This is a genomic window from Caulobacter sp. (assembly GCF_965279145.1).
GTDB lineage: Bacteria > Pseudomonadota > Alphaproteobacteria > Caulobacterales > Caulobacteraceae > Caulobacter.
The window spans coordinates 3,712,230-3,725,226 of record NZ_OZ257139.1 but is presented as its reverse complement, the minus strand read 5'-3'; the positions used below and the strand labels follow the sequence as shown (position 1 = coordinate 3,725,226).

15 protein-coding genes and 1 tRNA gene are annotated in these 12,997 nt (G+C 67.1%); 5 read left to right on the top strand and 11 right to left on the bottom strand.

Going from position 1 to position 12,997, the window contains the following annotated elements; translation table 11 throughout:
• Nucleotides 1–91: 91 nt before the first annotated feature.
• Nucleotides 92–1,564, bottom strand: a complete 1,473-nt coding sequence (locus ACQY9P_RS17385) for a TolC family outer membrane protein (protein ID WP_421737962.1) — start codon at nucleotides 1,562–1,564, stop codon at nucleotides 92–94.
• A gap of 148 nt (nucleotides 1,565–1,712) precedes the next feature.
• Nucleotides 1,713–2,285 (bottom strand): protein-L-isoaspartate O-methyltransferase family protein, encoded by a 573-nt coding sequence (locus ACQY9P_RS17380; protein ID WP_421737963.1) that lies wholly within the window; start codon nucleotides 2,283–2,285, stop codon nucleotides 1,713–1,715.
• Between the two features lie 314 nt (nucleotides 2,286–2,599).
• Between ACQY9P_RS17380 and ACQY9P_RS17375 the strand changes: the two genes are divergently transcribed.
• Together ACQY9P_RS17375 and ACQY9P_RS17370 are read left to right on the top strand one after the other, a co-directional pair.
• Nucleotides 2,600–2,674, top strand: a tRNA-Asn gene (locus ACQY9P_RS17375).
• A 332-nt stretch (nucleotides 2,675–3,006) separates the two neighbouring features.
• On the top strand, nucleotides 3,007–3,399 hold the full coding sequence (locus ACQY9P_RS17370; protein WP_421737964.1) for a hypothetical protein: 393 nt from the start codon (nucleotides 3,007–3,009) through the stop codon (nucleotides 3,397–3,399).
• Nucleotides 3,400–3,402: 3 nt separating this feature from the next.
• Here the strand turns inward: ACQY9P_RS17370 and ACQY9P_RS17365 are convergent, their stop codons facing one another.
• The 3 genes from ACQY9P_RS17365 to ACQY9P_RS17355 form a co-directional block, all read right to left on the bottom strand.
• Nucleotides 3,403–3,840: a VOC family protein gene (locus tag ACQY9P_RS17365; RefSeq protein ID WP_421737965.1), complete on the bottom strand. Its 438-nt coding sequence runs from the start codon at nucleotides 3,838–3,840 to the stop codon at nucleotides 3,403–3,405.
• 65 nt (nucleotides 3,841–3,905) lie between these two features.
• Nucleotides 3,906–5,834, bottom strand: a complete 1,929-nt coding sequence (locus ACQY9P_RS17360) for an ABCB family ABC transporter ATP-binding protein/permease (RefSeq protein WP_421738310.1) — start codon at nucleotides 5,832–5,834, stop codon at nucleotides 3,906–3,908.
• Nucleotides 5,762–6,604, bottom strand: coding sequence for a hypothetical protein (locus ACQY9P_RS17355; protein WP_421737966.1), 843 nt, complete (start codon nucleotides 6,602–6,604; stop codon nucleotides 5,762–5,764). Before ACQY9P_RS17355 ends, ACQY9P_RS17360 begins: the two co-directional genes overlap by 73 nt.
• 92 nt (nucleotides 6,605–6,696) lie before the next feature.
• On the opposite strand from ACQY9P_RS17355, the gene ACQY9P_RS17350 reads away from it, so the two are divergent.
• Together ACQY9P_RS17350 and ACQY9P_RS17345 are read left to right on the top strand one after the other, a co-directional pair.
• On the top strand, nucleotides 6,697–7,305 hold the full coding sequence (locus tag ACQY9P_RS17350) for a TIGR00730 family Rossman fold protein (protein WP_421737967.1): 609 nt from the start codon (nucleotides 6,697–6,699) through the stop codon (nucleotides 7,303–7,305).
• A 69-nt stretch (nucleotides 7,306–7,374) separates the two neighbouring features.
• Nucleotides 7,375–7,674: a CC_3452 family protein gene (locus ACQY9P_RS17345; RefSeq protein WP_421737968.1), complete on the top strand. Its 300-nt coding sequence runs from the start codon at nucleotides 7,375–7,377 to the stop codon at nucleotides 7,672–7,674.
• A 61-nt stretch (nucleotides 7,675–7,735) separates the two neighbouring features.
• On the opposite strand, the gene ACQY9P_RS17340 is transcribed toward ACQY9P_RS17345, so the two are convergent.
• From ACQY9P_RS17340 to ACQY9P_RS17320, 5 genes are all read right to left on the bottom strand, one after another.
• A complete protein-coding gene (locus tag ACQY9P_RS17340) occupies nucleotides 7,736–7,873 on the bottom strand; it encodes a hypothetical protein (protein ID WP_421738311.1) in 138 nt (45 codons plus the stop codon).
• Nucleotides 7,874–8,237: 364 nt separating this feature from the next.
• Nucleotides 8,238–9,383 carry an acyl-CoA dehydrogenase family protein gene (locus tag ACQY9P_RS17335; protein WP_421737969.1) on the bottom strand — a complete coding sequence of 382 codons (1,146 nt, stop codon included), beginning with the start codon at nucleotides 9,381–9,383 and terminating at the stop codon, nucleotides 8,238–8,240.
• Nucleotides 9,384–9,513: 130 nt separating this feature from the next.
• A complete protein-coding gene (locus tag ACQY9P_RS17330; protein ID WP_421737970.1) occupies nucleotides 9,514–10,728 on the bottom strand; it encodes an acyl-CoA dehydrogenase family protein in 1,215 nt (404 codons plus the stop codon).
• 148 nt (nucleotides 10,729–10,876) lie between these two features.
• On the bottom strand, nucleotides 10,877–11,758 hold the full coding sequence (locus ACQY9P_RS17325; protein WP_421737971.1) for a nicotinate-nucleotide--dimethylbenzimidazole phosphoribosyltransferase: 882 nt from the start codon (nucleotides 11,756–11,758) through the stop codon (nucleotides 10,877–10,879).
• A 38-nt stretch (nucleotides 11,759–11,796) separates the two neighbouring features.
• Nucleotides 11,797–12,135 (bottom strand): hypothetical protein, encoded by a 339-nt coding sequence (locus ACQY9P_RS17320; protein WP_421737972.1) that lies wholly within the window; start codon nucleotides 12,133–12,135, stop codon nucleotides 11,797–11,799.
• An 85-nt stretch (nucleotides 12,136–12,220) separates the two neighbouring features.
• On the opposite strand from ACQY9P_RS17320, the gene ACQY9P_RS17315 reads away from it, so the two are divergent.
• Complete coding sequence (locus tag ACQY9P_RS17315; RefSeq protein ID WP_421737973.1) at nucleotides 12,221–12,436, top strand: DUF1289 domain-containing protein; 216 nt, start codon at nucleotides 12,221–12,223, stop codon at nucleotides 12,434–12,436.
• A gap of 2 nt (nucleotides 12,437–12,438) precedes the next feature.
• Here the strand turns inward: ACQY9P_RS17315 and ACQY9P_RS17310 are convergent, their stop codons facing one another.
• A complete protein-coding gene (locus tag ACQY9P_RS17310; protein WP_421737974.1) occupies nucleotides 12,439–12,762 on the bottom strand; it encodes a hypothetical protein in 324 nt (107 codons plus the stop codon).
• Between the last annotated feature and the right edge of the window lie 235 nt (nucleotides 12,763–12,997).

Genomic DNA, 12,997 nt, shown 5'->3' with positions numbered 1-12,997 from the left:
GCACCAAGGGGCGCGTGGCGCCGATGGTGCAGACTTGCGCGCCTTAAGCAAGCGCAAGGATTCCAGGTGGGCTAAATCGACGCGGCGAGAGCTACTTCTTGGCGGGCGTGGTCGGCGCCGCGCCGACCTTGTCGATCACCTGCACCATGGGCTCCCAGGGAACCCAGCCGACGGCGTGGTTGACGCGATCATACGAGGTCTTGGGGTCGTAGCGCTCGACGCTCGGGGCCAGGGCCGCGATGTTCAGCGCGCCCATCGCCTGCAGCACCGAAGCGCTGGCGACATATTCGTCGCGTCGGGCCGAGACCAGGGCCAGTTCGGCCGAGCGCAGTTCCTGCTGGGCGTTCAGGACGTCCAGGGTGGTGCGCAGACCGACCTGCTGCTCCTGACGGACGCCCTCGAAGGCGATGCGCGTGGCGCGGACCTGTTCCTCGTTCGAGATCAGGTTCGAGCGCGAGGCCAGCAGGTTGCTCCAAGCGTTCGACACCGACTGCAGGGCCGTGCGCTTGGCGCCTTCTACAGCGATTCGCGCGGCGTTCTCGCGCTCGGCGGCGGCGCGCACCTGCGAGGTGGTCAGGCCGCCGGTGAACAGCGGGATCGAAGCGGTGACCGCGCCGGTGACCGAGCGGTCGTAGTCGCCGAACTGGTCGCCGACGCCGTTGCTCTTGCCGGCGTCATAGCCCAGCGAGGCGCGGGCCGAGACGGTGGGGCGATAGCCAGCGCGGGCCGAGGCGACACGGGCCGCCGCGGCGCTTTCGCTGTAGCGGGCGGCCAGCACCTGCGGATTGTTGTTCTCGGCGGCGTCGAAGGCCTGCTCGACCGTGGCCGGCAGCAGCGAGGCCAGCGACGGCTCGGCGGCGAGGTCGGCGGGGTTCTGGCCGACGACGGCGGTGTAGGCGGCGCGGCTGATCGACAGCTGGGCCTGGGCGGACGCCAGGCCGGCCTCGGCGGCGGCCAGGCGGGCCTGCGACTGCGCCACGTCGGTGCGGGTGATCTCGCCCACTTCGAAGCGCGCGTTGGATTCGTCCAGCTGGCGCTTGAGGACGGCCACGTTCTCCTGCGAGATCCGCAGGCGTTCCTGGTCACGACGAACATCCACATAGGCCTGGATGACGCCGATCAGTACGCCCTGCTCGACACCGCGCAGGCCTTCACGGGCCGACAGCACATCGGCTTCGGCGGCGGTCAGGTTGGCGCTGGCGCGACCGCCCGTATAGAGCGGCTGGCTGAGCGACAGGGTCGCGCCGCTGCCGCCGGACGTGCTGTGGTCGCGGCGGACGACGACGCCGTTCACCGTGGAGACCAGATCATTGGCGTAGTCGACGCGCGAGCCGGTCACGTCCGCCGATACGCTGGCCGAAGGGCGGAAGGCCGTCTTGGCCTGAACGACGCCTTCGTCCGTCGCGCGCTGCGACGCCCGCTGCTGCTGCAGCGTGGGATTGGTCTGATAGGCCAGGGTGATCGCGTCGGTCAGCGTCTCGGCCTGAGCGGCGGACACGAAGCCGGCCATCAGGCCCAGGCTGCAAGCGGCGGCCAACAATCCGGCCCGGCGGCTATTCGACATCAAGTTCTATCCCCAAGACACGCGAAGCTCGCGCCCGAAACATATGAGCGCGTGTAGGGCTCACCGCCAGTCGCCGCCAGTTAAGCTTTTTTCACGCTCACGTTGCGCGCTTGTTTCCAAAGCGACAAACGAGCCTGGCGGGCTCAGCCTAGAACGCGAAGCCGGGCTCGGCGGAAAAGCCCGAAAGCACCGGCGGCGTCGAGTCAAACACCGGCCGACGGCCGACGCCATCCTCGGCATGCACATAGATCGTGGCGCGCCCGACCGGGCCGCTGCGCTCGACCACGCCCAGACGACCGCCGATCGCCAGGGCCTTGGTCCAGGCCGCCGGGGCTGCGGTCACAGCGCCTTCGCAGATGATCACATCATAGTCCGCGCCGGCCACGGCGGTCAGGTCATCGCCATCCAGGCGGGTCACCGAAAGGCCCATGGTCTCGAGCACGGCGGCGGCGTAGGGCGCGGCGATCGCCAGCGCCTTCTCGCCTTCGCGCGGCTTCAGGAACTGCAGCAGCTTGCCCACGTCGCGCGGACGCAGCAGCCAGCGACCCGGCGCGTATTCGACCTCGGTCTCGGCATAGGCCAGGTGAGCCTTGATGCCGGGCGCGACGGTTTCGCGAGCGACCACCCGCAGCGCGTCCTGCAACGGCAGATCGGTCACGTCGGCGGTGCGAATCTGGCTTTCCACCATGTTCAGCCGCGCGGCGGCGAAATCGGTGCTCATGGAATCCCTCGACGGACTGGACATTCGATCAGGCTTATAGGTCCGCCCCTCGCCTCAAGGCAATGCGAACGCAACGGATGCGGACCATGCGCTGAGTCTTTGCGCCATCGACGGCCGCCGCGACCTTTTGGCGCCGGCCGGAATTAGGATTCAATTAACCATAAACGCGCAGTTTTGGGGTGTCTTCTTAGAAGGCACCCACCATCACTGACTTTCCACAGCCCGGTCACAAGCCGGGCTGTTTTTTTATCCGAAGACGCTTGCGTCGAGTCATCGAGGCGGCTATCACCCGGCCTCTTCCTGAGGCGACCTGTTCCGCGGTAGCTCAGTGGTAGAGCAGCCGGCTGTTAACCGGCTGGTCGTAGGTTCGAATCCTACCCGCGGAGCCACCTCTGGCTAAGAGCAGCGACCTTCGCCCAAAGCGGAGGTCGCGCTTTCCGCCAAGTTAGATCCCGACAATCCTGACAGTCTTACTCAAGCGTTCCTCGGCGCGCGCTTCGCCATGCCCGCGAAGACCCGCGCACGCGGCGTGTATGCATCCCCACGCCTGATCCGACGATCTGTTCGGGGTCAGAAGCCCGGCGGCGGCGCCTACGCCACGGCCAAGCTTACCCGTTTTGAGCATCCGGGGTCCCTTGCGGATCACCGTCGACTTTGACGTCTGGGCGAACAGCGCTACGCGGCGCTTCACCGATGCCGTAGTCGGCGCTATGGCTTAACCATGATCACCGCTGACGACCACTGGCCCGCCACCCTGCAACGTGTTGTCGCAGCGCTGCAATTCAGGGTGAAGGACCCCAAGGCTGTCGCGCCGGTCATGGCGATCGAGATGCGGCACGACGTCGAGTCCCTGCCGGCGCTGATTCAGACCGCCATGCGCGCCACGATCGAAATCGACGACTGGGTCGCCAAGGAACGCATCGAGTCGCCGGTGAATCGCGAGGCGGTCATCACCCGCAAGACCCTCGCGCGCGCGCTGGCCGCTGACGCCCAGTCGCCGCTGACGATGGGCTATGAGACAGCCTACCGCGTGAAACTCGAAGGCCTGATGTGGGAAGCCATCAAGGACTACCCGCGTCGCCGCCTCGAGGAACTGGCGGGAATGCGCGCCTGACGCCTACCAGGCGCCGACATTGGGCATCGAAGCCCAAGGCTCGGCGGCCGGCAGGGCGCCGTCCTGCAGCAGTTCGACCGAGATGTTGTCCGGCGAGCGCACGAACGCCATGTGGCCGTCGCGCGGCGGACGGTTGATGGTCACGCCCATGTCCATCAGGCGCTGGCAGGTCTCGTAGATGTCGTCGACCCGATAGGCCAGGTGGCCGAAATTGCGACCGCCCTGATAGTCTTCCGGATCCCAGTTGTAGGTCAGCTCGACCAGCGGAGCCTGTCGCGCCTTGGCCAGCTCGACGTCTTCCGGCGCGGCCAGGAACACCAGGGTGAACCGGCCCTTGTCGTTTTCCATCCGGTACATCTCGGTCAGGCCCAGGCCCTCGCAATAGAACCGCAGCGAGGCGTCGAGATCGCGAACGCGAACCATGGTGTGCAGATAGCGCAAGGCGAAACTCCTGACCGGCGTGCGGGAGGGATATAGCGCCTCGGCGCCGCAGAGCGAAAGGCCGATCAGGCCGGAGCCTTCTCCCGGGTCTGTCGCCGCCACAGCGCCGCATATTCGCCGCCGGCTTCCAGCAGGGCCGCGTGGGCGCCGCGCTCGACGATCTTGCCCCGCCGCAGCACGACGATCTCGTCGGCGTCGGCGATGGTCGATAGGCGGTGGGCGACAACCAGCGTCGTGCGCCCTGCCCTGGCCTTGCGCAGCGTCTCCTGGATGGCGGCCTCGGTGCGGCTGTCCAGGGCGCTGGTGGCCTCATCCAGGATCAGGACGCGGGGCTGGGCCAGCAGGGCCCGGGCGATGCCGACGCGCTGACGCTCGCCGCCGGACAGCTTGAGCCCGCGTTCACCGACCTTGGTGGCCATGCCGTCAGGCAGGTTGCGGATGAATTCGCCCAGCTCGGCGGCCTCGGCGGCGGCCCAGACCTCGGCCTCGGTCGCCTCGGGACGGGCGAAGATCAGGTTGCCCAGCAGGGTGTCGTTGAACAGCGCGACGTCCTGCGGCACCAGCGCCACGGCGCGGCGCAGCGAGGCCTGGCGCAGATCGCGCAGGTCATGGCCGTCCAGGGTGACGCGGCCCGACTGCGGGTCGATCATCCTCAGGGCCAGGCGTACAAGCGTGGTCTTGCCGGCGCCGGACGGCCCCACGATGGCGACCGTGGTTCCGGGGCGAACCGCGAAGGAGACCTGGTCCAGGCCTTCCGACCGCGCGCCATGACGAAATGACACCGCCTCGAACACGACCTCTCCGCCGCGCTGGTCCGCGCAGGGCGGCAGGTCGATGGCGTCCGGCGCGTCGGCCACGTCCGCGCTCTGCCGACGCAGATCGAGCATGGCCTCCATGTCGATGAAGGACTGGCGGATCTCGCGATAGGCAAAGCCAAGGATGTTCAGCGGGGCATAGAGGTTGATCAGGATCAGCACGGCGGCGGTGACGTCGCCCGGTCCCATCCGCCCCGCCGAAGCCTCGGTCCCCGCCAGCACCGCCATGACGCCCAGGCCAAGGCTCATCACGGCCGACTGGACGACGTTGAGCAGGGTCAGGGAGTTGGTGGCCTGGATCTGGGCGCGGCCATAGATGTCGAGCGCGCTCTGATAGCCGCCAACCGCCCTGCCCTCGCCGCCGAACGACTTGACGGTTTCGTAGTTGATCAGGGCGTCGACGGCGCGGCCGGCGGCCTCCGCGTCGGCTTCATTGAGCGCGCGCCGGTGGCCGATGCGCCAGTCGGAGATGGCGAAGGTGATGTAGCCATAGACCCCGACGGTCAGAAGGGCGATGGCGGCGAACCGCCAGTCATAGGCCTTGGCCAGGACGACGGCGGCCATGATCAGTTCGATGGCGGTCGGCGCCAGGTTGAAAACCAGGCTGCGCAGCAGGAAATCCATCGACCGGGCGCCCCGATCGATCACGCGCGACAACGACCCCGTGCGCTTGGACTGGTGGAAGTCGATCGACAGCGACAGGGCATGGGCGAAGGTCTCGACCGCCGCCCGGTTCTGGGCGGCCTGGGCCACGGGGGTGAAGACCGCGTCCCGCGCCTGGGGCGCCGCCGCCGAGATGAAACGGATCAGCGCCCAGCCCGCCGCCAGGCCGGCGAAGGCCCAGGTGACCGCGCCGACCGCGCCGTGGCCGGCCGCCAGCTTGTTGACCGCCGCGCCCAGCAGCAGAGGCGCCAGCACGCCCAGGGCCTTGCCGACGAGGGTAAAGACCAGGGCCAGACTGACGCGCCAGCGCAAGCCCGGCGCGTTCGAGCGCAGAACCAGCCTGAACAGATCGCCCATCGCGCCCCAGAATCGCACCTTCGCCGCGGGGGGCGCGACCGCGCCGGCCACCGCTTCGCGGCTTGACGGCGCCGAGCCGAAGCCCCTCATCGGGACGCCGCCTGTGTCAGCAGCGTGGTCTGGACCCCACCGCCTGGAGTCATCCAGTCGGCGCGCCAGCCGGCCGGAGTGCGCTGGGCCCGGACCGGACCGTTGGTCAGGGGCGCGGCGGGCGAGACGACGATCGTGATCTTCTGCTCACCGCCCTCGCCGCTGACCTGGATATCGTGCGCGCCCGGACCGAGCGGCTCGCTCAGGGACAGGAAGAACCGGCCATCCTCGCCGACCAGGCCTTCCGCCCGGGGCGTGCGGTCGATGCGCGCGCTGAGGCCCGCGCCCGGCGTGGCGATGCCCGAAATCACCGCGCCGCCCTCTGGGTCGACGTCCACCGCCAGGATCCGCGGCGAGGCGGAGGGCTGCGACAGACGCCAGGCGCCAGACCCCGCGCGCAGCAGGGCCACGGATCCTTCGGGCGTGACCATCACATAGCCCTCGGCCTGAACCGTTCGATCACCCCGCGTCATCGACAGGCCGTAAAGGCGAACGCTGGGGCTGTAGGGCACCTTCAGGCTCCAGCGTCCCTTGGCGTCGGCCTTGCCGGTGACGATCTCACCGGTAGGCGCGCCCAAGCGCACGCTGGCGTCCGGCGCGCCGGCGCCCGTGAGCAGCAGGCCCGAAGCCTCGCGCGCCACCTGCTCGACTCGCGGCGGCGCCACATAGCCAGCCTCGGCCGCGTCGGCCTGGGTCGACGCGGACGGCGTCTTCGGCCGCCACTCATCCTTGCTGGAGCTATCGCAGCCTGAAAGGATGCTCGCCGAACCGATCAATATCCCGGCCAGGAAGCCGGGGACGACCATCGACTTGAAACGGGCGGTGCGAATCCTGATCATACGGCGCTCATGTCGGCGCGACGGACCGCGCCGGCTGTACATAGGCGGCGCGCGACCAAGGCGCGCCTTTTCTTTTGCTGGAGTGAACGACGATGCCCGATGAGTCTAGGCGCCTGGACTCCGTCTGCGTCTATTGTGGTTCCTCCAATGACGCCGACCCCGCCTTCATCGCCGCCGCCGGCGAGATCGGCGCCAGCTTCGCCCAGGCGGGCCTGAAGCTGATCTATGGCGGCGGCGGCGTGGGCCTGATGGGGGCGACCGCGCGCGGCGCTCATGAGGCCGGCGGCCGGGTGCTGGGCATCATCCCCCAGTTCCTGACCGGTCGGGAGCAGCCCTTCGACGACGTCGAGACAATTGTCGTCGCCAACATGCACGAGCGGAAGATGCTGATGTTCGAACGGGCCGACGCCTTCGTCGTGCTGCCCGGCGGCATCGGCACGCTGGAGGAGATCATCGAGCTTCTGTCCTGGCGGCGCCTGGACCTGCATCAGAAGCCGATCGTCTTCCACAATCCGCGGGGCTTCTGGAATCCGCTGTTCACCCTGCTTCAGCACACCATCGACGAGGGGCTGACGCCGCCGGCGCTGGCGCAGACCTGGCGTTCCGTCGAGACCGCAGAAGATGTCATCCCGGCCCTCTTGTCATGGGACGCGGAATTCTATCAAAGCGGGCCTCAAACAAGCGTTCGCCTGTTGACTTAGTTTCCAAACGCAATGCACTTTCTGACTTGGTCGACCTCCCCGTCGACCAAGGGGATAAAGGAAACTGTCATGCGTATCTTTCTCACCGCGCTCGTCGCGGCCTCCGCCCTGTCGACCGGCGCTTTCGCCGCTGAAGGCGCGGTTCTCAAGCTCAAGGCGCCCGCCAAGGTTCCCAGCCTGATCCAGGATGGCGCCATATGGCGCTGCAATGGCGATATTTGCGCCTCGCCGCAGGTCAAGTCGCTGCCGATCGGTCGCGCCTGCCGCAAGGTTGCCGCGGAACTCGGCGCCGTGGTGTCCTTCAACTACCGCGGCGAAGCACTGGACGACGCCGGAATCGCCGACTGCAACACGGCCGCCAAGCCCTGATACGACAAGGGGCGGTCCGCGCGATGCGGACCGCCCCTCCTCTACGCTATGGCGACTTGAACTATTTCTGCCTTGAAGGCCGCGACGGCGAAGCCGGCGGCTTCGGCGTCGAGCGCCCTCCGACCAACATGCCGCCCAGCAGGGCGAACGAAAGCATGGCGTGGTTCATCTTCGATACAGTCATGGCGGCGTCTCCCAGACAGGCCAGTGGGACCAGGAGACGCGCGCGGCTTACAGGGGCGTTCCCCTCCTAGTCGTCAGCGCGTCATGGGAAAGCATGCGCCAAATTGTGGGCCTCGCAAGCATCTTTTAGTCCGTATAAGGATGGTATCAGCCTGCGGACAATCGGCAGAATTTCATCTGTAATTTTATCTTTATACAGATGTTATTGGCGTTTTCGCTTTGCGATAAGGCCCTTGGGGGCAAGGGGTTACGCAACCCAACGCTCAATCGCCCCGAGCCAGGCCGACAAAGAAAAATCGCCTGCGTCGGGATGACGCAGGCGATTTCCTTGTTCCGAACCGATGTTCCGTGGGCGAAGTCGCCCAGACGGCTCCCGCGCCCTATGCGGCCGCGTCGAAGGACAGGCCTTCGTAGCGCTTCAGGTGGTGGTCCACCGAGCCGAACAGGCCCTCGATGATCGAGGCGCGCTTGAAATAGTGGCCGATGGCCAGCTCGTCGGTCATGCCCATGCCGCCATGGATCTGGATGGCGTTCTGCCCGACGAACTTGCAGGCCCGACCGATCTGGACCTTCATGGCCGAGACGGCCTTGGCGCGCGTGGCGTCATCCTCGTCGATCTTGATGGTGGCCATGTAGGTCATCGAAACCGCCTGCTCGACATTGATGAACATGTCGACCATCCGGTGCTGCAGCACCTGGAAGTTGGCGATGGCGGTGCCGAACTGCTTGCGCTGGCGAGCATAGTCCAGCGTGTTTTCATGCAGCTTGCGCAGCACGCCGGTCGCCTCGGCGCCGACGGCGGCCGTGGCCTCGTCGATCACCTTGTCCACCAGCGGCAGACCTTCGCCCTCGCCGCCGATCAGGGCGTCGGCCGGGATCGAGACGTTCTCGAAATAGACTTCCGAGGCGCGGTTGCCATCGACGGTCGGATAGTCGCGGGTGACGATGCCCGGCAGGCTCTTGTCGACCAGGAACACCGAGACGCCGCCGGCGTCGCGCTGGGCGCCGCCGGTGCGGGCGGTGACGATCAGGTGGGTGGCGAACGGTGCGCCGACCACGACGGCCTTGTGGCCGTTGAGAATGTAGCCCGAGCCGTCCTTCTTGGCGGTCGTCTTCAGGTCACGCCAGGTGTAGCGGCCCTGCGGTTCGGCATAGGCGAAGGCGATGGTGGTCGTGCCGCCGATGATGCCCTCGATGACGCTAGACGCGCCGGCATAGCCCGAGTGCTTCATGAAGCCGCCGCCGATCACAACCGTGCCCAGATAGGGCTCGATGACCAGGGCTTTGCCGAACTCTTCCATGATGATCATGTTGTCGACGGCGCCGCCGCCCAGGCCGCCCAGCTCTTCGCTGAACGAGGCGCCCAGGATGCCCAGCTCCTCGGCGAAGGCTTTCCAGTGATCGGCGCGCCAGCCGGCCTCGGAGGCCACGATCTTGCGGCGGGTCTCGAAGTCGTACTTGTCCTGCAGGAAGCTCGCGACCGTATCGCGGACCATCGACTGCTCTTCGGTGAAGTTGAAATCCATCCCAGGGTTTCCGTTCTTTTTTCTTTGTCATCCCGGCCGCAGCGGAGCGGAGAGCCGGGACCTTCAAGGTCTGTGAATTGGGCGATCCCGGATCGCGCCATCGGCGCGTCCGGGATGACAGGCTTTTTGGCTAGAGCCCCAGCACCATCTTGGCGATGATGTTGCGCTGGATCTCGTTGGACCCGCCGTAGATCGACGTCTTGCGGACGTTGAAATAGGTCGGCGCGGCGCGGTGGCTGAACTCCGGACCGATCGGATGGGCGTTGTCGCCATCGTTCGGGAAGCCCCGGAAATAAGGCGCGCCATAGTGCCCGGCCGCTTCCAGCACCAGTTCGGTGATGCGCTGCTGGATCTCGGTGCCCTTGATCTTCAGGACGCTCGACTCCGGGCCGGGGCCCTTGCCGGCCGCTTCACCCGCCAGGGTGCGCAGTTCGGTGAACTCCAGCGCCGTGAGGTCGATCTCGAGCTCGGCGACCTTGCGCTTGAACGCCGGATCGGCCAGCAGGCTGTCGCCTTCGTCCGACAGTTCCGTCGAGGCGATGGCGCGGATGCGCTCGATGCCGCGCTTGGAGCGCGCGACGCCGGCGATGCCGGAACGCTCGTGGGCCAGCAGGAACTTGGCGCAGGTCCAGCCCTTGTTCTCGTCGAAGATGCGGTTCTCGACCGGCACCTTGACGTTCTCGAGCCAGACTTCGTTGACCTCGTGCTCGCCGCCCAGGGTGATGATCGGACGCACGGTGACGCCCGGCGACTTCATGTCGATCAGCAGGAACGAAATGCCTTCCTGGATCTTGGCGGTGGGGTCGGTGCGGACCAGGCAGAAGATCCAGTCGGCGTGCTGGGCCAGGGTGGTCCAGGTCTTCTGGCCATTGACCAGATAGTATTCCTTGCCGTCGTCGCCGGTGAAGCGCTCGGCCTTGGTCTTGAGGCTGGCCAGGTCGGAACCCGCGCCCGGCTCGGAATAGCCCTGGCACCACCAGATGTCGCCCGACAGGGTCTGCGGCAGGAACCGCTCCTTCTGCTCGGGCGTGGCGAAGGTGTAGATCACCGGCCCGACCATGTTGATGCCGAAAGGCAGGATCGGCACGCAGTCGGCGCGGGCGGTCTCTTCCGACCAGATGTAGCGCTGAACCGAGGTCCAGCCCGGACCGCCGAACTTTTCGGGCCAGGCGGGAGCGACCCAGCCCTTCTTGGCCAGCACCTTGTGCCAGGCCAGGAAGTCCTCCTTGGCCATTTCCTCGCCCTCTTCCTGCTTTTCACGCAGGCCGGCCGGATAGTTCTCGGCGATGAAGGCGCGGACTTCGTCGCGGAAGGCGACGTCCTCGGGCGAGAAATCGAGATTCATGGCGGGCTCCCGGTTTCGGCCTCTTTTGAGGAGGGCCGATTTGTTGTGTCGGGCGCCACGATAGATGTCGAACGAGCGTTTGGAAAGATGACGTTAGCGTCAACGGAAGCGAATATGATCCGCGTTCAGTTACCGCGCCCCGCCCGCCCTAGCGAGCCTCGCAAGCCAGCCTGACGAGAGCCAGGGCGCTGGCGCCGCCCACCCCTTCCTCGTCGACGATATCGAGCGCCAGAACCGGGCGCTTGTCGAGGGCCCGCAGCAGGCGAGCATGACCTTTCGCGGCGCCGACATGGGCGGCCAGGCAGTGCGAGATCAGGTCGGGATCGACACGGGCCAGCACGGCGGCGGCGGCGCAGGCGGCGTAGCCGTCCAGCAGCACCGGAATCTTCTGTACGCGCGCGGCCAGGATGGCGCCGGCGACGGCGGCGGTCTCCCGTCCGCCCAACTGCCGCAGGACCTGCAGGGGGTCATCGAGACCGCCCTCTTCTCGCGCCCTCTCGACGGCGGCGACCACCAGGTCTGGCGCTTCGGTCCAATCGCTCGCGTCGCCGCCGAACAGGGCCAGGGCGAGGCTGGAGGCGATCATGTCGCTCTCTGCGGCGATGACGCCGGGGACCAGCAGGTCGGGCTGCTTGGCCAGGGCCTCCATGCCGAAGGCCATGGTGGCGGCGCATTCCTTCTCGCTCATCGCGGCCTTGTCGACGGCGTTGGGCGTGGGACGATCAACGGCGAGATCGAAGGCTTCCAGGCCCGCGCCCTGCGCGCCGGCCAGACGGCAAACCGTGGCGCCGCCAGAGGCCACGGCCTCCAGGCGATCTCGCGCATAGCCGCGCGGCCCGACACCCTGCCGCGCGCCCGCATACAGCGCGATGACCGGACGATTGACGACTGGCGGGGTCTTGCCCGTCCAGGCCGTCAGCCAGGCCGAGATCTCGCCCAGCCTATCAGCCTGAGCCAGGGCGGGCGTCGCGTCGGGCGCCGGAGGAGCGTAGGCCAGGGCGCGGATGTCGTCGAACGGAGAAGCGGTCATGGGCGCGGACTTAAAGAGGCCCGCGCCCAATTGCTAGATCAGCTGGCCAGATAGGTCCCGCAGGCGTCCGCGCGCTCGGCCAGCAGCGAGGCCTTCCGCGCCTCGTCCTTGGTCTTGCCCTGACGGAGGGCGTCGGCGCGCAGCGAGGCGCCGCGATCGGTGATCGAGCTCTCGCGGCCGCGCGCCTGGACCTTGAGCGCGTTGACCAGGACCGACGCATCGACCGCGCCCAGCGCCTCGGACTGGGCCAGGCCGACGCAACGGCTGGCGCGAAGATACTGGGCGTCGGTCCAGCGGGCGTCGGCCGCGAAGGCCGGGGCGACGCTGGCGGCCAAGGCGGCCGAAGCGGCGACGGCCGATAGAATAAGCTTGCGCATGACGGTCTCTCCTGGGTTTGAGACATGACTCCGCCGTCTCGCCGAGACTTGCGTCCCGCCGACCGAACGAAGAAGATTGGAAACGATGAACTCCGCCGCTCAACCGCCCCGCCCGATCGTCACGCCCTGCGTGAAGGTCTGCGCCGTGGACGGCCGCACCGGATACTGTCTCGGCTGCCGCCGCACCCTGCCGGAGATCGCCGGCTGGGCGAAGTTGGGCGACCAGGAGAGAGCGGACATCATGGCCGCCCTGCCCGATCGCCCCGACCCGTTGGCCAGCCTGACGGCCGACCAGTCCTGAGGCTATCGGGCGGCCAGCCACTCGCCGCATTGCGAGCCGCGCTCGGCCAGCAGCTTTTCCTTCTTGCCGCCTTCGGCCTTGTTGGCCTCGTTCATGGCCGAGGTCATCCTGTTGACGGCGGAAGTCCGCACGGCGAGATCGCGCGCCGAGCCCTCGGTCCTCAGGAAGGCGTCGATCGCGGCGGTGTCCAGCTTGCCAAGACCTTCCGAGGCGGCGAGGCCCCGGCAGCGCGCGGCTTGCAGGTATTGCAGGTTGGTGATGGGCGCGGCCTGAGCAGCGCCGGCCAGCGCCGACACCGCGACGACGGCGATAGTGAGCATTTTCATGGCGTGTTCCCTCGATAAGCCACTTTGTGTTTCTGGCCGGAGGGATACCGCTGCGCACAGCAATCTTGAAGTTAAATCCAAGACATGAAACGCATTAAAATAGTTTAATATTCAATCCCCTTAGCAACTGGAGACCACCATTATATGTTGATTAACCCAGTTGAAAATTCAAGAGCCTGATTCACGGCTTGAAAACGCCTGCGCCGCTATGGTCGATCTCAACGACCGAAGAAAC